Genomic DNA, 19,517 nt, shown 5'->3' with positions numbered 1-19,517 from the left:
GCTGACCAGCCGGAGGGCGGGCGCCGCGGGGCGAACTCGCCGAGTTCCAGCGCCGCCTCGCGCCAGTTGGCGGCGAGCTGGAGCAGCCGTTCGCTTTCGTGGCGGTAGCCGGCGAGCACGGCGAAGAACATGGCTCCCATGCCGTTGGGGTCCTAGATCCCGGTGAGCAGGCCGGTGAGGAGTTCGAGCCGGATGCCGCCGGCTTGGAGCTCGGCGGACAGCGTCATCGGCTCGGCCGCGTTCCTGGCCAGACGTTTCAGCTCGTGCACCGTGAAGATGACCGGTGTATCGGGTGCGGCCTCCTTGAACTGGTGGGCCAGCGCGAGCGCCTTCTCCAGCTCCGGCCGCACTTTCACCCGGGTGCTGATCTGCTCCTTGAAGACCTTGTGACACTCGGCCCGGTGAAGGGCTTCGAGCCGGCTCGCCAGCTCTTGGCGGGCGGTCGATGTCCTTGCGTACCCGATCCTCACCGGCAGCTCGGTGCGGGGTGCGGGGACGACGGCGAGTGTGGAGCCCTGCTTCCACGCGCGGCCGGAAGCGCGGTCGGCGGGGACGGGGATCTCCAGTTCCTCGCCGACCGCGGGCACGAAGACGAAGGGCGGGGTGTGGTAGTTCGCGGCGGTCTTCCCGCCCCGGGTGCGGCAGGCGCTGCCGGCGGGCGCGTCACAGTTCGGGCAGTCGTGACGTCCAATCGCACGTGCGGACTGATGGGGCGTCAGATCCATGGAGGCGCTCTCTGGAAGTGCCTCTCACAACACACCGGTTTCGAGAAGATTTTTGCGAACGGCGACCTGCGGAAACGTGATCACCCGGGGGCCCGTTCTCAGAACTCTCCCAGATGGTCGTTTGTGAGAACGGCTGTCCGTCGCGGTGGCTCGATCGGTACCAGATCGCGTCGGCTTCGGGCGTGGCGCGCGTTCGGGTCAGCGGCGGATGAGGCCGAGGTCGGTGGCGGTGGCGACGGCGGCGGTGCGGGAGTCGACGTCGAGTTTGGTGTAGATGCGGGCGAGGTGGGACTTGACGGTGCCTTCGGTCAGGTGGAGGCGGTTGCCGATGGCGTGGTTGGACAGGCCGTCGGCGACCAGAGCGAGGACTTCGCTCTCGCGCCGGGTCAGGGCGGTGCCTGGTGTGCGGAGCCGGTTCATCAGCCGGTCCGCGACTGTGGGCGCCAGCGTGGTGCGCCCGGCGGCCGCGGTGCGTACGGCGGCGGCCAGGTCCTCGGGCGGGGCGTCCTTGAGGAGGTAGCCGGTGGCGCCGGCTTCGATAGCGGGCAGGGTGTCGGCGTCGGAGTCGTAGGTGGTGACGATCAGCACTCGGGGGGCTCCGGGGCGGGCGGTGATCTGGGCGGTGGCTTCGGCGCCGCCCATGCCTTTGCCGAACTGCAGGTCCATGAGCACGACGTCGATGCCGCCCTCGGCGGCGCGGGTGACGGCGTCCTCGGCGGTGGCGGCTTCGGCTGTGACGACGAGGCCGGGTTCGGTTTCCAGCACGGCGCGCAGTCCGGCCCGTACGACGGGGTGGTCGTCGGCCAGGAGCAGGCGGATGGGGGTGTCGGTCACGGGCGGGCCTCGGGTTCGCTCTCGGCTGGCGGGGTGAGGGGCAGCTGGGCGGCCAGGGCGGTGCCGTGGCCGGGGGTGGATTCGACGGTGAGGGTGCCGCCGAGGGACTGGGCGCGGGCGCGCATGGTGGCCAGGCCGAATCCGCCGGTCTCGAGGTCGGGGGCGGGCAGGCGCTGGGGGTCGAAGCCGCGTCCGTCGTCGACGATGTCGAGGGCGACGTGGTCGCCGAGGTAGCTGAGCGTGACGTCAGCGGTGGTGGCGTCGGCGTGGCGGACCGTATTGGCGAGGGCGGACTGGGCGATGCGCAGCAGCGCGACCTCGTGCGCGGTGGCGAGCGGGGCGGGCTCCCCGGTGAGGTGGAAGCGTGCGGTGAGGCGGTGGCGGGCCGAGGTGGTGGTGCACAGGCGTTCCAGGGCGTGGGCCAGGGTGGTGCCTTCCAGGGTGGGCGGGGTGAGGGCGGCGACGAAGCGGCGGGCCTCGGCGAGGTTGTCGACGGCGGCCTGCCGTGCCTGGTCGACGTAGCGGGCGGCGTCCTGCGGAGTCTGGGGCAGAGCGCGTTCGGCGGCGCGCAGCAGCAGCTGGATGCTGGTCAGGCCCTGGGCGAGGGTGTCGTGGATCTCGCGGGCCAGACGGTCGCGTTCGGCGAGCACCCCGGCGGTGTGCTGGGCGGCGTCCAGGTCGGCGCGGGTGGAGGTGAGTTCCTCGATCAGGCGTCGGCGGTGTTCGCTCTCCCGGTACAGGGCCTGATATCCCCACACCACCGCGACCGCGACGGCGGCGCCGAGGGCGGGGCCGATGGCCATGGCGGGGTGGAAAGACTGCTGGTGGGCGGCGAAACCCGCGATCGCAGCGGCGGTGGTGGCGGCCACGACTGCCAGTGCGGCGCGACTCGGCAGCAGGTGCAGCTGGAGGAAGTACAGCGGGAAGGCCACCCACACGGCGTCGGGCGACAGCGCGAGCAGCACCAGCCAGCAGGCGCCCACGGCGGCCAGCCACAGTGCGGCGGCACCTCGCGAGCGCCGTATGACCGGCAGTACGGGGCCGGCTGCGTACATCAGGCCGCACGCCGCCGACGCGGCGGTGATCCAACCGGCGGGGCGCCCCTCGCCGGTCACGGCCCGGGCGGCGGTCAGTGCGAGCAGGCCGATGACCAGCAGGTGCAGGCACCAGGCCAGGGGCCGGGTGGTCGGAGTCAGGGCGGGAGCAGCGGTTTTCACAGTGCGGTCCAGGTTACGGAGACTGCGGCTGCGGGGCCTCCGTCGAAAGTTACAACTCGCGTGCCGTCTTTCGGCCCGCCAGGTGCCATCCTGCGCCAGACGCGCGCACGGGGGGCCGGCGGCGACGGTGGAGTCATACCCGATTCCGCTGCTGGAAAGGACAGTCCAAGGCCGTGTTCGTCGCCTGGAGAGACCTGAAATTCGCCAAGGGGCGCTTCGCCCTGATGGGGACCGTCATCGTGCTGATCACCTTGCTGGTCGGGCTGCTGTCCGGGCTGACGGCCGGACTGGGCCAGCAGAACATCTCCGCGATCACCGGCCTGCCCACCGACAAGATCGCTTTCCAGGCGCCCGGCGGGGGGCAGGACCCGTCGTACTCCAACTCCACCGTCACCCGGCAGCAGTGGCAGCAGTGGTCCAAGGCACCCGGTGTCGAAAGCGCCGAACCTCTGGGAATCACCACGACCAAGGCCACGGCACGGGACAAGAGCACCGGGGTCTCCGCCTTCGGCGTCGAGACCGGCTCCCGCCTCGCCCCGGACAGCGACGAAATCACCAACAACGAGGTGGTGCTGTCCACCACGGCGGCCGACGACCTTGGCGTGAAGCCCGGCGACTCCCTCACTCTGGCAGGCCAGCAGCTCAAGGTGGCCGCTGTCCAGGGCGACGCCCACTTCAGCCACACCCCGGTGATCTGGACCAGCCTGGACACCTGGCAGAAGACCGCACCGCCCACCGGCACCGACCGCGGAACGACCGCGACCGTCATCGCCCTGAACACCACCTCGCAGGCCGACACGGCCGCAACCGACCGCCAGGCCGGCACCACGACGCTCACCACCGACGACTCGCTGTCCGCGATCGGCTCCTACACCTCCGAAAACGGCTCGCTGCAGCTGATGCGCGGCTTCCTGTTCGCCATCTCCGCCCTGGTCATCGGAGCCTTCTTCACCGTCTGGACCATCCAGCGCAGCGGCGACGTCGCCGTCCTCAAGGCGCTGGGCGCCTCCACCGCCAACCTGCTCAAGGACGCCCTCGGCCAGGCCGTCGTCCTGCTCGTCGGCGGCACCCTGATCGGCACCGGCAGCGCCGCCGCCCTCGGCGCCCTGGTGTCCGGTTCCGCCGTGCCGTTCCTCCTGACCCCCGCCACCGTCCTCGTCCCTGCCCTCGTGATCATCGTCCTCGGCGCGCTCGGCGCCGCCCTTTCCATCCGCCGCATCACCTCCGTCGACCCGCTGACCGCCCTCGGGAGCGTCCGATGAGCCTGAACCTGACCGACATCACCCTCACCTACCCCGACGGTGACACCCGTCTGACCGCCCTCGACCAGGTCAGCCTGGCAGTCCCCAACGGCAGCCTGAGCGCCGTGGTGGGCCCCTCCGGCTCCGGCAAGTCCAGCCTCCTCGCGGTCGCCGCCACGCTGATCACCCCCGACACCGGCACCGTCACCGTCGACGGCCAGAACACCACCGGCCTCAGCCGCGGCGAACTGACCGAACTGCGCCGCCACAAGATCGGCATCGTCTTCCAGCAGCCGAACCTGCTGCCCTCCCTCACCGCCGCCGAACAACTCCAGGTCATGACCCAGATCGACGGCCGCAAACCCCGCACCGCACGCGGCAGAGCCATGGAACTCCTCGACGCCGTCGGCCTCGCCGACCAGGCAGGCCGCCGCCCCCACCAGCTCTCCGGGGGCCAGCGCCAGCGCATCAACATCGCCCGCGCCCTGATGAACATTCCCACCGTCCTGTTGGTCGACGAACCCACCAGCGCCCTCGATCACGAACGAGGCGCCGCCGTCATCGACCTCATCACCCGACTCACCCACCAGCAGGCCACCGCCACCATCCTGGTCACCCACGACCGCGCCCACCTCACCGCCGTCGACCAGATCGCCGAAGCCCACGACGGACGCCTGCGCCTCCCGGCGGTGAACCGGTAGGACGCGCAACCCGTGCGTACCGGCCGCACACGCGGCTCCACGGGTCTGCGGCGGCGGCCAAGGGAACGCGAAGATGCCGACCGGGCACGACCGCCCTCTGCCGGGCCTCTGAACCTGCGGGAGCCGGTCGATACGGCGTCCATGCGGGCATCAGCAGGCTGATGCCCGCGCCGTAGGAGACGCCGGCTCGAACTCGGGTGGCAAGCGGCCAAACCTCCGGAAGGTCGCGTCCTGGACGGCAAGGTGGTCCATCGTCTGCCCGCATACAGAACGCGGCACGGTGCCGGTGCCGGACATCAGCGCCCGTACGGCCCGCTCACGGGGCCTCGGCGGCGAAGGACAGCATGCGGGCCGCGGGCCGCGCGTCGTCGCCGTTCACGAACGACGGCGTGATGACGATCCGACCGTTGGCGTAGGCCAGGTTCCCGGCGAGCATCCCGTACTCCGAGGCCCGGGCCGATTCGGGATGCCGGAGCACCTGTTCGTCCGTGTCCACGCCACCTGGGCCGAACCGGATGATCCCGCCCGGTTTGCGCAGCGAGGCCGCCTCGTACACGAGCGCGTGCGTGCCGTCCTCCGCGTACAGGGGGTGAAGGGTGCTGTCATCGGACTTCACGCCCCAGAGAAACTTCCCGGTGGTGAGGTCGTACGCGCCGACCTGGTCGGTGCCCCCCAGATGGACGGTGTCCTTGCCGACGGCGGTGCCGTCGCAGTTCTGGATGCCCTCGCCCGCGTCCCCCATGTCGGCACAGTGCTTGAAGCCCTTCTGCCTCGCGTCGATGGTGGTGCGGACCTTGCCGCCGGGTCCCAGGGCGACGATCCGCCAGTTGTCGTTGCGTTCCTCTGCGTGGAGCGTCGTGAAGACGACAGGGTCGACGGAGAGCACCTTGCCGACCTTCCAGCCCGGCTGGGTCCGGAAGCGCCGGAGAACCTTGCCGGTGCGCGGGTCGAGTTCGCGGAGTTGGCTGTAGGTCCTGCTGCGGTCGGAACCGATCGCGCAGTCGGAGCTCACCAGGAGCCGGGAGCCGCCCGCCACGTCGTCGGGGTAGCACTTCCCAGGGTCTTCCATCGGGATGTCGTAGAGCTTGGCGCCGTCGCCGACCCCGTACGCGGCGGCACTCATGCCCTGCACGACCGCGAGGGTGCCCCCGCTGATGGCGGTGTGCACGATGATCGTGTCGTCCCCGGAGCCGGTCTCGGTGAGCTCCCGGTGCCAGCCGGCCTTCCCGGTCCGCAGGTCGATCATCTGGAGCTGGTTGCACCGGTTCCCGTTCCGGGCCTGGCTGTTCTTGTACACCAGGACGACCTTGCCGTCAGGGGTCGGGTCGACCGGTGTCTCGCAGACGGGAGCGGGCAACGGCACGCTCCACAGCTCGGCACCGTCCGAGAGCCGGTGGGCGGTGACCTTCCTGTACACGGCCTGGACGACGGCGTCGCCGACGATCCACAGATCGTTGAGATGAATGTTCCGACGGGGCAGATCGGTCCGGTCGTCGACGATCCACGCTGTGGCATCCCCCGGCTCGCGCGCGGCGTTGATCTCCTTCGACGTCGGGATCCGCTTCGGTTCGGGGGTACGGACCGCGGGGGTACGGGGAGCGGTCGGCGTCCCGGAGGGACGGGCTGCCTTCTCCGCCTCGGGCGCGGTGGAGCCGCCCCACCCGCCGCCGGAGACGGCGTACACCGCTCCACCTGCCACCAGGAGCAGAAGCACGACGGCCGCGGCGATCGCCGGCATCGTCCCGAAGCGCCTGCGGCGGCCCGGCGGCACCGGAGGGCCGTAGCCGTCCGTGGCGTACGGGTTGCCCGGCACCGGTCGCTGCTCCGGGGGTGGCATGTCCCAGGGCTGTGGCGAGCGAGGCATCAGTCTTCGCCCCGCCGCACTCGGAACGTCACGATCTTTCTCTCCTCATCTCACGGTGGCATGTTCATGGCTGGCGGACATGGGGTGGCCCCTAACCTGCTGCGCGTTCGCCGGACGGATCGGCGACGACGATCTCGATGTGCGGCGGGGCGTACTTACGCGCCTTGCGGACCATCTTCGCCAGATCGAACCTGGTACGCGGAACGGCGACATGGATCGGTGCGGGCATGGCCGGGTTCTGCGACGGGCCGACGGCATCCGCCGGCAAGGTCGCACCGGGACGCAGGCGTGCGCCGATCAGCGCGTGCCGGTCGTTCGGCGGAGTGGCCACGACGAACTGGGTGACGTCCGTCCACGGCAGCAGGACGTGGCCGAACCGGGCGCCGGCTGCGTCGAACTGGAACGCGGTGCGTCGCTTCTCGAACCAGGTGATGATGAAGGGGACCGCCGCGACGATGACCACACCGCCCTTCATGTCGAGTGCCCAGCCGAGCAGGACGGCCAGTGCTACGACGCCCAGGATCAAGCCCCACAGCCCCGCCTGATCCTTGGCGGAGAACGGGTGGGCGACCCGGTAGCGTTCCCATCGCCCACCGCGGCGGGTGGGCTGTGTGCCGGTGGTGCGATTGATATGCGACATGGTGTTCTTTCTCTCTTGATGTCGTGTCGGCCGGGCGTTCGCCGTCCGCAACCTCGTGCACGAGAGGGTCTGTTGGCTGACCATCTGCCGATGCCCGACCGTTCGGTGACTCGTGGGGCAGCTCACCCCTCGCCCGGGCGCCGGCACCGAAGCAACCTGGCAAACTCTTTCGCGACGCGCTGAAATGCCGGTGAAATCCTGCTGATGCAGGGACTTGAGAGCTGCCCCGGCACGGGGCGCACGGGGACGTGGGGACTTCGAAGTGGGCGTGGACGCGGTGGATTCGGGCGCGAATCCGGTCGATTCGACGGGGCACCTGCGGATCGACCTGCTCGGGCCGGTCAGGGCCCGACGCGGCGACTCGCCGCTCGAACTCGGACCGGTACGACGGCAGGCGGTTCTCGCCGCCCTGATCCTGCGGGCACCGGCCTTCGTGACATACCGGCAACTCCTCGACGACGTATGGGGAACCGAGCCCCCGGGGACGGGCCACCGGGTCCTGTCGAGCTATGTCTACGCGCTTCGCAAGACGCTGAACGGGGCGAGCGCCGGGCCGGTCCACTCGGTGATTCACGGTGGGCGCGGCGGCTACCGCTTCGTGCCCGGCGGAGCCCGGACCGACCTCGAAGACCTCGTCGGACTGGTCGCCCGTACCCAAAACGCCAAAGCCGACGGTGACTTCGACGCGGCGCTCGACCACGGCGGCCGGGCCCTGGACCTGCTCCGCAGCGAGCCGCTGCCGGGTCTGCCCGGGCCGCTCGCCGACACGGAGCGGCAGCGGCTGGCACGGCAGCGACGCACGCTGCACCAGGACCGGGCGGAGTGTCTGGTGCTGCTCGGGCGCTACCCGGAGGCCCTGGACGCGCTCATGGCAGCGCCCCTGGCCCGTCCGCACGACGAACCGCTCGCCGCCCTGCGGATGCGTGCGCTGTACGGCATCGGCAGGCAGGCCGAGGCGCTGGCCGTCTACCAGGAGATGCGGCGCCGGCTCCTCGACGAGCTGGGCATGGAGCCCGGAGAGGAACTGCGCGGCGTGCACCAGGCGGTCCTGCGCCGGGACCACCAGCTGCTGCCCACCCGTTCGGCGGGGGCGCCCGCGTCCGGCACCCCGACTCCCCATGACACGCAGCCGGAGGAATCCCCGCCCGAGCAACGCCTCCCCGACGCATCCGATCACCCGAGCGGCCCCCGCCCCCGTCGAAACGACCTTCCCGGTGACACCGCCTGTCTGGTCGGCCGCGAACGTGAACTCGCCCTGCTCACCGCACCGGTGTCCGCAGAGGGCGTGTCCGTGGTGACGGTCGACGGCACGGCGGGCGTCGGCAAGACCGCCCTGGTGGTACGCGCCGCCTGGGCGCTCGACGACGCCTACCCCGACGGCTGCCTGTTCGTGGACCTGCACACGCACGGCGCCGCCCACGAGAGCGTCGGCCCGCAGCGGGCCCTACGGCGGCTGCTGCGCGCGGTCCGCGCCAGCGGTGACGAGACCCCGGACGATCTGGATGACGTGGTGGACCTGGTCACGGCCTGGCGTGCGGCCACGAGTGCACTACGGCTGCTGCTGGTCGTCGACGATGCCCGCAGTGCCGAGCAGGTGCGTCCGCTCCTTCCCGCCGGGCCGGGGAGCCGGGTTCTGGTGGCAGGCCGGCAACGCCTGCCCGGCCTCGACGCCGATCTGCGGCTCACCGTCGAGCCACTCGGCACGGGCGAGGCCGTCGGCCTGCTCCGGGAGCTCATCGGGGAGATCCGCGCGGACCACGAGCCCCAGGCAGCACTCGAGCTTGTCCGGCGTTGCGGCGGCCTGCCCCTGGCGCTGCGCATCGCGAGCGCTCGGCTGCAGAACCGCCCGTCCTGGACCCTGGCCTTCCTGGCCGGCCGGATGTCCGACGACGCACGCAGCCTCGGCGAGCTGCGTGCCGAGGACCGCAGCGTGGAAGCCGCCTTCAGGATGTCGTACGACCAGCTCACGCCCGAACAGCGGCGCGCATTCCGCGCACTGGGCCTGGCTCCGACCGCACGCTTCGACGTGCTCACCCTCGCCGCCATGCTGAGCAACTCCCATGAGGACGCCGAGGACATCCTGGAAGACCTGGTCGACGCGAGCTTGCTGCAGCAGCCGCATCCCGGCCGCTACAGGCTGCACGATCTCGTACGGGCACACGCGCGGCGACTCGCCACCGAAGCGCCCGAGGAGGCGGCCGCAGACCGCGCCGCTGTCCTGCACCTCTATACGGCCGCAGGTCGCACCGCCAGCGACTGGGGCCCCGAAGGCTTCCCCACCGGTGTCGATTGCGCGGGGGGTTCACCGTTCCCGACCTGGCGGGAAGCCTCGGCATGGCTGAAGGCGGCGGGCGGAGAGCTGGTCGACGTGGTGGCCTACGCGGCCGCCGCCGGGCAGTTCGACCACGCCTGCCGGATCGCCGAAGCCCTGGTCGACCACCTGGTCCACGAGGGCCGGTTCCACGAGTGCCGTGCAGCCCTGGAGCTCGCGCTGCCGTGCGCGGACATGGCCGCCGACCGGCGGATGCCCTCCTCGCTGCGCAACTGCATGGGACTGGTCGACATCTACCAGGGGCGGTTCCGGCAGGCGCACGCCTGGTTCACCGAAGCGCGGCGCCACGGCTGCGGCCACGACGATCTGCGGAACCAGGCTCGGACCGTCGCCGGGATGGGGGCCTCGGAGTGGATGCTGGGCGGCATCGAGGACGCGGTTGCTCACCTGGGCGAGGCGCTGGAGCTGGCGGCCCGGCTCGGCGACGACTGGCTGACCGGGATCGCGCTCTGCAATCTCGGCGCGATCCGATCCCAGCAAGGGCGGCATGAGCAGGCGCTCGAGCACTACACCGTCGCCGTCGCCATCGCCCAGAGGAACGGCAGACCCAGAACGATCAGCAACGCCCTGTGCTTCGCCGCCGATGCCAACCTGGCTCTGGGCCGGCACACGGAGGCCGCCGACCTGTTGCGGCGGGCGGTCGAACTGACCCGCGAGGCGGAAGACCTGCCACTGCACGCGGCGAGCCTGTCCCGTCTCGCCACCGCGGAACATGTCCAGGGCGATCTCCACTCTGCCGTCGACATCCACCACGAGGCCCTGTCCACCCTCACACAGAGCACGAGCACATGGCTGGAGATGGAGGTACGCATCCGTCTCGGTAACACGTACGCTGCGGCAGGCCGCCGCGCAGAGGCGCGACATGAATTCCGGACCGCCCTCTCTCTGCCCGGAGCCGGTGACCACCCCCGGCAGAACGGCATGGCACGCGACGGGCTGAGAGGCGACGAGGTGCGCTGCCCGCCTGAAGAGAACATCTGATCCGGGTGGGTTGTTCGACCTGTTTCCCACCGTGGACCGGGTCGCTAGGGCGGATCGCCCTAGCAGGCTTCCTGACCTGCGGGTTCACGAGAGAGGCGCTTACGTCGGCGACGCCGTCATGGTCTCGCTCCGAACTCTTGACGCTCGGGGTGACGCGCGAAGTGGAGGTCTGGCCCCACGGACCTCCCCGGCCCGTGGGTCTCGAGTGGCTTGTATCATCCCGCCGCACAGATACCAGCCTGGTATCATCGTTCTATGGCGATGACACTCCGACTCCCCGCTGACCTTGACGCCAAGCTCACCGAGCGGGCTCGTCGGGAGCGCCGCAGCAAGCAGGAGCTTGCGATCGAGGCCATCCGTGACGCCCAGGACCGGGCCGAGCTGAAGGTCGATGACGTTCTGGCCGAGCTGATGGACAGCGATGCGGAGATCCTGGACTACCTGAAGTGACCGAGGTGCGCCACATCCAGATCGACGAGATCCTCGCCATTGCCCGTAAGGTCAACGGCACGGAGCGCAGCGTGCGTGACATGGGGCTTCTGGTGTCCGCGATCGAACGGCCCCGGACCAACGTGTTCGGGGCCGAGCTGTATCCCACACTGCACGAGAAGGCGGCGGCGCTGCTGCACTCCGTTGCCCGCAATCACGCGTTGATCGACGGTAACCAGCGCACCGCGTGGCTCGCCATGCGTGTCTTCCTGCGGCTCAACGGCGTCAGTGCGAGTACCGTCCCGCCGCCCGTGTCGGTGGCCGGGCCGTTCGTCGAGGACGTCGCGCAGGACAACGTCGATGTACCTGCGAGCGCCAAGCGCCTCGCGACCTGGTTCCCCGTTTCCTGACGTTCGACGGGGCAGGGGCGCTTTTGTGGGTTGCTCGGGCGCAGCCGGCGTGCTCGACACCTGCGGTTCCAATCCCGGACAGGGTGCAGCCGTCGTCCGTAAGGGCGAGGAGCAGGTTCTCGGCACTGTCCCGATCGATCTCCTTGAGAGGCCTCGCGATGAACTCCGGCGGGTGGGCGACGGAGGGATACGTGAGGGACGCCTCGCGCTCCGGGTTCTGAGCCGCGTCGGGCCCTTCTCGGTGGGGGTTTCAGGGCATTTCCCGGTCGGGCACATCCCGGATCTCGTCAGCGTGGTCGGCGGCCCGTGTGTGTGTTCTCAGTTCGCGTTGAACGACCAGAAGATCCCGACCTCGTCCGAGTTCACGGCGATCAGCCCCAGATCCGTCACATAGTCGGTGAATGCCCTGCCGCCGGCGAGGTCATCGGCGAGGAAGTCCGGCGAGGCGGAGACCCGGGCCAGCTCCGAGGAGGTACGGAAGACGGCGTCGGTACCGAACCGGCTGAGCACCATCCGGGCGTCGGCCAGCACATCGTCACGGTCGACGCGCCTCCGGACGGGGCGGCCCTCGAAGAACCACTCCTGAGTCAGAGAAGCAAGCAGCTCAGCGGCGGCGGAGGCCGTGACGGGATACGTCCACTCGTGTACCTGCTCGGCCGTGAGCGGAAGAAACGGAAAGGAAGGGCGCACGTTCTCACGCCCCTCCTTGTCGATCTGCCACTCCAGGGTCCGCCAGCCTCGCGGGTCGGTGGCCGACCGGTCCATGACGGCCAGGACGTCCTGCCCCCAGTCGTCGTCTCGTCGGGGCCCGGTCATCGCGAGGGTGTACACCTCGTCGAGGAGCCGTTCCAGTGTGGCGTCCCAGACAGTGCTGTCGATGGGGGTCATTCGGCTTCCGGTCGATCGGTCACGGGGCGGGCATGGACGTAAGGATGTTGTAGGGGGGATCAAGTCCGGAATCGCACGACAGGATCGTATTCACGTTCTTCACGTCGATCGCCTGCGCGTTGAGCCCATCACGGGGTGGCGGGTGATGCCGTGAGTGGACATCCCTGGCGGGCGGGGACGGTGACTGACCGTCTTCCGCCCGCGGGGCCGGTGCGACGACCGTCCCCCGGCTGAGGCTGTCCCTGGGGCCGCCCCTCCTCAGGATCATGCCGCGCTCGCCCAGGGGTGCCCCGGTCGGCGCGGCAGGATCAGCGCGGGTGTGGGCAAGTTCAGGGCTGGATGGGCATCGACCAGCAGTTGGAGGTGGCGGGCTTGCCTGCGAGGCGGTCGGTCAGCCAGGAGACGGCGTCGCCCTGGTCGGTGATGAGCGGCACGAGGTGGTTGGTGAGGATCTTGTCGCCGAGGTTCGGCAGCACGATGGCGTCGTAGGTCACGTCGGCGCCCTTGTCGCACCAGTCGACGGCGAGCTGACGGGCCTGGGAGTGGGGGACGATGTCGTCCTGGACGCCGGTGGCCAGGCGTACGGGGCCGGTCGGCTTGAGCCTGCCGATGCGCTGCTTGTCCAGGGCCGCTTTCGCCCGGGGGTCGGCCGCGATGATGTCGCCGATGGACTTGCCGCTGGTGGTCCACTTGTTGCTCTTGGTGAAGCCGTAGCCGAAGAGCGCGTCGCCGACGCACATGGTGGACGCGTCGGCCAGGGCTGCCTTGCCGGTGGTGCTGACGTTGGCGTCGACGACCGCGCGCAGGTCCGGATCGGCCTGGGCGAATCCGCTGATCGACCAGGCGAGTGCCCCGGCGAGGGCACTGCCGTCGATGCCCTTCATGACGGAGGTCAGATCGGCCGGGGGCGCACCGGCGTAGGTGCCGGAGAGCGGGATGTCGGGTGCGTAGGAGGGCTGGAGTTCTGCGGCGGCGGCGCTGGCGCCGCCGCCCTGGCTGTACCCGTACAGGCCGGTGCGGGAGGCCGCGGTGATCGACGCTCCGGGTACGGCGCGGGCGGCGCGGGCCGCGTCCAGGAGGGCGTGTGCCTGGTCGAGGCGGTTGACGTAGGTGTGCAGGCGGTCTGTGGCGCCGAGGCCGACGTAGTCGGTGACGACCACGGCCGCTCCGCCGGCCAGGATGCGGTAGATCGCCAGGGCTTCGTAGCCCACGGACACCGTGTCGCCGTTGAGGGTGAGCGGGTGCTGCAGGGCGAAGGACGGCGCGCACTGATCGCCTTGGCCCATGGTGCCCGAGGCCACCGCGACCAGGGGCCGCGGCCCGCTGCCCTTCCAGGCGGCCGAGGGCTCGATGTAGGCGCCGGTCACGGCGACGGGCAGACCGGCCGAGTCGGTCGACCTGTACATCAGGCGGGTGGCGGTGCCCGGCATGGGGCGGCCGTCCAGGCCGGGGATGCTGAGGCCGAGCGGCAGCGCTTCGGTGCGGATCAAAGCGCCGTTCTTCGTGGGGAGTTCGGTCGGTGGCGTGTAGAAGGCGGGGATGGTGACGCCGCGGGAGACGACGGGTCCCGGCGCGGCGGCCGAGGCCGGTACTGCCGACAGGCCGGTGCAGACGGTGCCGACTGCGACGACACCGGCCAGCAGGCGCCGGCCGGTCCGGTTGGCGCGGGCGGTGGTTCCGGCGGGGACGGGGAGGGTGGCGAGGGGAGGTGTTCTCTTGCGGCTCATGGTGTGCTCCTGGTCCGTCGTCAGATGAGGGTGTCGATGTCGGTGGCGGTGATGTGGTCCATGGCCCGTTCGGCCACGGCTGCGATGGTCATCGAGGGGTTGCAGGCGCCGGTCGTGCCGGGGATCAGAGCACCGTCGAGGACGTAGAGACCGCGCTGGCCCCGGACGCGTCCTTCCAGGTCGCAGACGGTGCCCATCGGGGCGCCGCCCAGTGGGTGCCAGGTGCTGTTGACCAGCGCGTTGGTGTCCGTGAGGACACCGAGCCCCTTCGCGACCCTGTTGACGCGGCGCTGGATGGCGCGGTGGCTGGTGGCGTCCCCGCCGAGGGGCCAGTGCAGCGACACGGAGTCGGTGGCGGCGTCGTAGCGGAATCGGCCGCGGTCGGCGCTCACCCCGAAGCCGACCAGCATGGTCGTACGGGAGTTGAGGCCGAGCGGGGGTAGTGACGCCTGGATGATGGTGTTCGCGGTGTGGGGGTCGTCCCATGCCTTGCTGCCGTAGACGACGGGGCCGCCCTGCTCGGCCCCGAAGTCCTCCTGGAGGTTGGTCCAGGCGTATATGCGGTCGCCGTTGGTTCCCCACCCTTCGCCGAGCCCGTCGGGCAGGTCGGGGATGGCGCCGGTGGCTCCCGCGCGGACGAGGAGCTTGCTGGTGTTGATGCTGCCTGCGGCCATGATCAGGGCGCGGGTGGTGAGGATCTTCTGCTCCAGGACCTGGCCCGTGTCGTCGGTCCGGTCGGCGTGCACCTCCCAGCGGCCGTCCGGTGCGCGTTCCACGGAGGTGACGTTGTGGTGGGTTGCGACGGTCACCTTCCCCGTCGCTTCCGCCTGACTGAGGTAGGTCACGTCGACTGAGTGCTTGCCGCCGTTGTTGACGCCGAGTGCGCAGTCCCCGTTCGTGTAGGACGGCTTCATCTCGCCGCGCAGCTCGGCCAGGGCGTAGTCCCAGTCGATGGGCATCGGGATCTTCTCCAGGCCGTACCCGGCCCTGCGTACCCGCTCGGCGAAGACCCGAGCGGCGTAGTAGGTGCGGGAGCCGACCAGTTCGTCCGGTGCCGTGGCCGCCCGGAGCATCGCCGCGACCCGGGGATAGTGGATCTCGTTCATGCGCCGGTAGTCGAGTTCCTGGGGCAGCCAGGTGTCGAAGACCGACTCGGAGGGCTGAAGCGTCATGCCCTGGTAGACGAGGGAGCCGCCGCCGACCCCGGCCGCGCAGACGCCCAGGATGTTCTCTCCGAGTACCGGCTCCAGTAGTCCCGCGTAGGGGCCGAAGTTCAGCGGGGCGCCGATGAGTTGGGCGAGCGGCCGGACGGCAGCGGGGAGGGTTCCGTACCAGAGCGCACGCTTGTCGAGGCTGGAGACGCGGGGGAACGTCTCCGCGTTCGGGCCGGTCGGCCAGCGCCGGCCCCGTTCCAGCACGGTGACCGGCACGCCGGCCTGCGCCAGTCGTAGTGCGGCCACTCCGCCGCCGAAGCCCGAGCCGATGATGACGGCCCGGTGTTCCTCCCGGGCCAGTTTCACCCGGGAGGGTGCGGATGCCGCCGACGCGGTGGGCGTGGGGAGAACACCGGCAGCTGCCACTCCGGCAGCGCCGGTGAGCAGGGCGCGCCTGCTGGGAATGGGCATGTGCGGCTCCTTGCGTGGGGATGGGGTGCCGGATGATCGGTTGGCCGTACGAGCGGCCCAGGCGGGGCGGATCTCCGGTGCTCGATGCCGCCTGGACTCGTTCGATATGGCCCGTGCATGCCAAACGCCTATGGAGCAGCGCTGTTACTCGCTGGTCACTTACGGCAGCGTAGGTCGGTGTGTCAGTGAGAGACAAGACGTCTGCACGCGCCATTCTCGAAGGGCTCGATATGCTGCGACGAAAGGCGGGGCGGGAAGGGGTGAACGTGCGCGAAGCACCAACGGCCGGACATGCGAGAACAGTTCAGGCGGCGCGGCCGTCGCTGGCCGAGCGGAGGAAGGAGACCCTCCGCTTCGAGATCGCCGCCGAGGCCGTCCGCCTGTTCGCCGTGCACGGTGTCACCGGCACCACAGGCGAACAGATCGCCCGCGCCGTCGGCATCTCCTCGCGCACCCTGTGGCGCCACTTCCCCACCAAGGAGAGCTGTGTCCTGCCGCTGCTCTCCGCAGGGCTCGATTTCGCCGTCGCCCAACTGCGCGACTGGCCTGCGGACATGAGCCTGCTGGACTTCGTCACGCGATCGCTGCGGGCCGGTGACCTGCCCGCCGTGGCCCCCGCCATCCTCGACCTGATCCGCATGACCACCACTGACCCGGCACTGCGGGCCGTCTGGCTCCAGGCCCACGACGACGCCCTGCCCGTCCTGGCCCAGCTCCTCGCCGAGCGGTCCGGCGGCAGCCCCGACGACCTACGGACCAGGGTGCACGCGGCCACCTTCAACGGGGCCCTGCGAGCCGCTTCGGAGGACTTCGCCCGCCGGTACGCGGAGGAACCCGAGGCGGCGGGCAGCGAAATCGCCACCTGCATCCTGGTCGCTCTGCGTGCGGCCGCCGAGGGTCTGCCGTACTGAGTCCCGTTCGTGTGGACGGGACCGCCGCCCCGAACGGAGGCCCCTGGGCCCCGGAGCCCCCGGTTGCCGCCCGGTGGGAACGTGCGGCCGGGCGGCACCGTCGCATCGAGGGCGGCGATCTGCCTGCCTGTCGGGACATCCCGGGTGCGTACTGATTGGTCGGCAGGCCGCTACAGAGCTGCGCGCCAGACCAACGCCTGGGCGACGACGACGTTCTCACCGTTGAAGGTGAGGGCGGGGCCTTCGTGCAGTGCGTAGCCGAGGCTGATCGCCTCGCTCACGCGTCGGCAGAAATTGGCGTCGTCCGGGCCGGTGATGACACGGTAGAGGGGCAGTCCGTCCGGTGGTGTATTCATGGGAGAAGACTCGGACGTTCCCGCGGCGAAGGCCAACGTGCAGGCGTGAGAACCGTGCAGGCGGGAGCTGTCGGCGGCCAGGACCTGGTAGTGGCAGGCCGTCTCCTGGACCGGATTGACGAAGATGTTCTACTTGGCGATCTCCCTCCGGGTCGGATGATCCGTGCCGAAGCGGGCGCTGTTTTGATGCTGTGCGCTCGGCGGAGGGCAGCGCGCCGGCCCGGCCCTGGAGAGTGTGGTCCAAGAACTGCCGGGCACCGCGACACCGGTCCGAATGCCGTGGCGGAAGGTCTGTCCGATACCGGGTGGCACCTCGCCCTCCGGCGGGCCGCTCACCGGTCGCGGGATCCAAGCGCGAGCGGGTGTCCGGGTGCGGGCCGCGTCCGGTCCGGTGGCGCGCCGCTTGCCCACGACTGAGCCTGTGCCGGGACCGCGCCTTGCCTGGCGACAGGAACGTGCCACTTCGGGATCGTCTACCTGCGGTCTGAATCCTTTTGTCGGTGTACCTCGCGTCCGGGGGGGTGCGCCGGGAAGCGCCTGACCCGGGAGCGGGCCCGGCTCCGTGCGCCGGGGGTGCTCTCGTCGCACCTCCAGGCGCCCCGTGACTCCGGGGGAGGCGCTGACCTGCGGAGATAAGTGTCCGGTGAATGTAAATCGATGTCCGTATAACGGTCGCGTCACGCTCGCTGGGGCTTTCGTGGATCACCGTACGTCATGTGAAGTGCGTCACTCGACGTCTCGGAATCTCGTGGTAGGAATGCGCAACTCCGCAGGTGGCACGACCCCTCGCCACCTGTGCGGTGGCCGGCGCACTGCCGGCGAGTACGTCCGGTGTGATCACGGTCCGCGTCCACGGGCCGGGAACACCACGGTTCGCCGATCGGACAACGGCGTTCGCTCCAAGACCGCACACTTACCGGCGCAGTCCCCGCGCCGGTCCTGCGTCACGAGGTATTCACCGTGTCACTCGACTCCATCACGCAGTCCGTCGACGAGGCCGTCAGCGGATTCTTCGAACCCATAGCCACATGGCTCGGAGAGATCGTCTTCTACGCCGTTCCCGTCGGCGGAACGGACCTCCCCCTCATCGTCGCCTGGCTCGTCGTCGCCGGGCTGGTCTTCTCCGGCTGGTTCGGGCTCGTACAGATCCGCAAGTTCCGTCTCGCCGTCGCTGTCGTGAGAGGCAAGTACGACGAGGAGGGGTCGGCCGGTGAGGTCAACCACTTCCAGGCCCTGACCGCCGCGGTCTCGGGCACGGTCGGCCTCGGCAACATCGCCGGTGTGGCCGTCGCCGTCACGATCGGCGGCCCGGGCGCGACGTTCTGGATGATCCTGTGCGGCCTGCTCGGCATGGCCACCAAGTTCGTCGAGGTCACGCTCGGTGTGAAGTACCGCGAGGTGCACGCCGACGGCACCGTCTCCGGCGGCCCGATGCACTACCTGCCCAAGGGGCTCGCCGAGCGCTTCGGCAAGAACGGCAAGACCCTCGGCAAGGTCCTCGCGGTCCTCGCCTCCTTCATGATCCTGTTCTTCGGCCTCTTCGGCGGCAACCTGTTCCAGGTCAACCAGTCCTACGCGCAGCTCGTCTCCGTCACCGGCGGCGAGGACGGCCTCATGGGCTCCTCCACGGGCGCCCTGTTCTTCGGCATCCTGGTCGCCGCGATCGTCGGCATCGTGCTCCTCGGCGGCATCCGCTCCATCGCCAACGTCACCAGCAGGCTCGTCCCCGCCATGGCGGGCCTCTACATCGCCGCCTGCCTGACCGTCATCCTGGTGCACGTCACCGCCGTGCCCGCCGCCGTCTCCGAGATCATCGAGGGTGCCTTCAGCCCGCAGGGAGTCGCAGGCGGTGTGCTCGGCGCGCTGATCATCGGCTTCAAGCGTGCGGCGTTCTCCAACGAGGCGGGGCTCGGCTCGGCCCCGATCGCGCACTCCGCGGTCAAGACCAAGCAGCCCGCGAGCGAGGGCCTGGTCGCCCTGCTGGAGCCGTTCATCGACACCGTCGTCATCTGCACGATGACCGCGCTGACCATCGTCATCGCCAATCCGGCCAGCTTGACGGACGCCCGCTCGGACGCGTCCATCGGCGGTGTCACGATCACCTCCGACGCCTTCGCCACGGTGATGCCCTGGTTCCCGTACGTCCTCACCGTCGCGGTGCTGCTGTTCGCCATCTCCACCGTGCTCACCTGGGGCTACTACGGCCTCAAGGCGTGGACGTACCTCTTCGGCCGCAGCAGGATCAGCGAGCTCGTCTACAAGGTCGTCTACACGGTCTTCGCCGTCGCCGGCTCGCTGCTCACGCTCCAGACGCTGATCGACCTGGCGGACGCGGTGCTGTTCACGCTCGCCGTCATCAACATCATCGGTCTCTACCTCCTCGCCCCCGTCGTCAAGCGGGAGCTGAACTCCTTCCTCGCCTACGTGAAGAAGCGTGACGCGGGCGCCGGCCCGGAGGACGACACCGACCAGGAGCAGGTGCAGGCCACCGTCTGACCGCTTCCGACAGGCCCGTTCCCACCCGATGCCCGGGTGGGAACGGGCCTGTCCCGCGTTCCCGCGGGTGAGACTCCTTCCCCGCCGACGGCGGAAGGCCCGGAAGCCGGGCTGTCCGGGAGCCGGTCCGGCCTCCGGGC

General features: G+C 70.3%; 16 protein-coding genes. 7 read left to right on the top strand and 9 right to left on the bottom strand.

The window, feature by feature from the left end; translation table 11 throughout:
- Positions 1-152: 152 nt before the first annotated feature.
- The 3 genes from ACIRJR_RS00985 to ACIRJR_RS00975 all read right to left on the bottom strand — a co-directional run bounded on the left by ACIRJR_RS00985 (position 153) and on the right by ACIRJR_RS00975 (position 2,776).
- Positions 153-725: a recombinase family protein gene (locus ACIRJR_RS00985; protein ID WP_403771849.1), complete on the bottom strand. Its 573-nt coding sequence runs from the start codon at positions 723-725 to the stop codon at positions 153-155.
- 198 nt (positions 726-923) lie between these two features.
- Entirely contained in the window at positions 924-1,559 is a 636-nt protein-coding gene (locus ACIRJR_RS00980) for a response regulator (RefSeq protein ID WP_403771846.1), read from the bottom strand.
- A complete protein-coding gene (locus tag ACIRJR_RS00975) occupies positions 1,556-2,776 on the bottom strand; it encodes a sensor histidine kinase (RefSeq protein WP_403771843.1) in 1,221 nt (406 codons plus the stop codon). Before ACIRJR_RS00975 ends, ACIRJR_RS00980 begins: the two co-directional genes overlap by 4 nt.
- A gap of 173 nt (positions 2,777-2,949) precedes the next feature.
- Here ACIRJR_RS00975 and ACIRJR_RS00970 point away from each other — a divergent pair, with 173 nt between their 5' ends.
- Together ACIRJR_RS00970 and ACIRJR_RS00965 are read left to right on the top strand one after the other, a co-directional pair.
- Positions 2,950-4,038 (top strand): ABC transporter permease, encoded by a 1,089-nt coding sequence (locus ACIRJR_RS00970; RefSeq protein ID WP_403771840.1) that lies wholly within the window; start codon positions 2,950-2,952, stop codon positions 4,036-4,038.
- Positions 4,035-4,718, top strand: a complete 684-nt coding sequence (locus ACIRJR_RS00965; protein ID WP_403771837.1) for an ABC transporter ATP-binding protein — start codon at positions 4,035-4,037, stop codon at positions 4,716-4,718. Before ACIRJR_RS00970 ends, ACIRJR_RS00965 begins: the two co-directional genes overlap by 4 nt.
- A gap of 316 nt (positions 4,719-5,034) precedes the next feature.
- Here the strand turns inward: ACIRJR_RS00965 and ACIRJR_RS00960 are convergent, their stop codons facing one another.
- Positions 5,035-6,555, bottom strand: a complete 1,521-nt coding sequence (locus ACIRJR_RS00960) for a PQQ-binding-like beta-propeller repeat protein (protein ID WP_403771834.1) — start codon at positions 6,553-6,555, stop codon at positions 5,035-5,037.
- A gap of 118 nt (positions 6,556-6,673) precedes the next feature.
- The gene (locus tag ACIRJR_RS00955) at positions 6,674-7,222 is read right to left on the bottom strand and encodes a hypothetical protein (RefSeq protein WP_403771831.1); all 549 of its coding nucleotides are present in this window, start codon (positions 7,220-7,222) and stop codon (positions 6,674-6,676) included.
- 268 nt (positions 7,223-7,490) lie between these two features.
- Here ACIRJR_RS00955 and ACIRJR_RS00950 point away from each other — a divergent pair, with 268 nt between their 5' ends.
- From ACIRJR_RS00950 to ACIRJR_RS00940, 3 genes are all read left to right on the top strand, one after another.
- Positions 7,491-10,535 (top strand): AfsR/SARP family transcriptional regulator, encoded by a 3,045-nt coding sequence (locus ACIRJR_RS00950; protein WP_403771828.1) that lies wholly within the window; start codon positions 7,491-7,493, stop codon positions 10,533-10,535.
- Positions 10,536-10,790: 255 nt separating this feature from the next.
- Positions 10,791-10,985: a hypothetical protein gene (locus ACIRJR_RS00945; protein ID WP_403771825.1), complete on the top strand. Its 195-nt coding sequence runs from the start codon at positions 10,791-10,793 to the stop codon at positions 10,983-10,985.
- Positions 10,982-11,374, top strand: a complete 393-nt coding sequence (locus ACIRJR_RS00940) for a type II toxin-antitoxin system death-on-curing family toxin (protein ID WP_403771822.1) — start codon at positions 10,982-10,984, stop codon at positions 11,372-11,374. The genes ACIRJR_RS00945 and ACIRJR_RS00940 overlap by 4 nt, the downstream gene beginning before the upstream one ends.
- A 318-nt stretch (positions 11,375-11,692) precedes the next feature.
- On the opposite strand, the gene ACIRJR_RS00935 is transcribed toward ACIRJR_RS00940, so the two are convergent.
- From ACIRJR_RS00935 to ACIRJR_RS00925, 3 genes are all read right to left on the bottom strand, one after another.
- Positions 11,693-12,262 carry a hypothetical protein gene (locus tag ACIRJR_RS00935; protein WP_403771819.1) on the bottom strand — a complete coding sequence of 190 codons (570 nt, stop codon included), beginning with the start codon at positions 12,260-12,262 and terminating at the stop codon, positions 11,693-11,695.
- 329 nt (positions 12,263-12,591) lie between these two features.
- Entirely contained in the window at positions 12,592-13,989 is a 1,398-nt protein-coding gene (locus ACIRJR_RS00930; protein ID WP_403771816.1) for a lipase family protein, read from the bottom strand.
- A gap of 20 nt (positions 13,990-14,009) precedes the next feature.
- Positions 14,010-15,614, bottom strand: a complete 1,605-nt coding sequence (locus ACIRJR_RS00925; protein WP_403771814.1) for a GMC oxidoreductase — start codon at positions 15,612-15,614, stop codon at positions 14,010-14,012.
- A gap of 266 nt (positions 15,615-15,880) precedes the next feature.
- On the opposite strand from ACIRJR_RS00925, the gene ACIRJR_RS00920 reads away from it, so the two are divergent.
- On the top strand, positions 15,881-16,525 hold the full coding sequence (locus ACIRJR_RS00920; RefSeq protein WP_403771811.1) for a TetR family transcriptional regulator: 645 nt from the start codon (positions 15,881-15,883) through the stop codon (positions 16,523-16,525).
- Between the two features lie 170 nt (positions 16,526-16,695).
- Here ACIRJR_RS00920 and ACIRJR_RS00915 read toward each other — a convergent pair whose 3' ends face one another.
- A complete protein-coding gene (locus ACIRJR_RS00915; protein ID WP_403771808.1) occupies positions 16,696-16,881 on the bottom strand; it encodes a DUF1737 domain-containing protein in 186 nt (61 codons plus the stop codon).
- Positions 16,882-17,841: 960 nt separating this feature from the next.
- Between ACIRJR_RS00915 and ACIRJR_RS00910 the strand changes: the two genes are divergently transcribed.
- On the top strand, positions 17,842-19,377 hold the full coding sequence (locus ACIRJR_RS00910; RefSeq protein ID WP_403771805.1) for an alanine/glycine:cation symporter family protein: 1,536 nt from the start codon (positions 17,842-17,844) through the stop codon (positions 19,375-19,377).
- The last annotated feature ends 140 nt before the right edge of the window (positions 19,378-19,517 follow it).

The sequence above is a fragment of the Streptomyces sp. NPDC102402 genome (genome assembly GCF_044765765.1).
Classification (GTDB): domain Bacteria; phylum Actinomycetota; class Actinomycetes; order Streptomycetales; family Streptomycetaceae; genus Streptomyces.
Note: the sequence above shows the minus strand (reverse complement) of the source record. Positions and strands in the feature narration are given on the sequence as shown.